Annotated in this window: 1 protein-coding gene; it reads left to right on the top strand. The window is 60.7% G+C overall.

All coding sequences use genetic code 11. The features are described from left to right. Positions 1-384: AmmeMemoRadiSam system radical SAM enzyme (amrS, locus tag CDN38_RS27715; protein WP_099319494.1), on the top strand; the 384-nt coding region annotated here is incomplete at both ends.

Genomic DNA, 384 nt, shown 5'->3' on the forward strand with positions numbered 1-384 from the left:
CACCTACAACGACCCAACGATCTTCTGGGAGTATGCCGCCGATGTAGCCGACGCCTGCCACGACCAGGGAATCAAAGCCGTCGCGGTGACGGCCGGGTACATGTGTCCTGAGCACCGCGCGGAATTCTACCGGCGTGTCGACGCCGCCAACGTCGACCTAAAGGCATTCACCGAAGACTTTTATCGCAAGGTTTGCGTCAGTCACCTGCGCAACGTCCTGGACACCCTGGCCTACCTGCGGCACCAGACGAATGTGTGGTTGGAGATCACCACCCTGCTGATTCCCGGACGTAACGACAGCGACGCGGAAGTCGCTGCCGAATGCAGATGGATCCGCGAAAACCTGGGCGTCGACGTGCCGGTGCATTTCACCGCGTTCCATCC

This window comes from Mycobacterium ostraviense, from assembly GCF_002705925.1.
In the GTDB taxonomy this organism is placed as follows: Bacteria; Actinomycetota; Actinomycetes; order Mycobacteriales; family Mycobacteriaceae; genus Mycobacterium; species Mycobacterium ostraviense.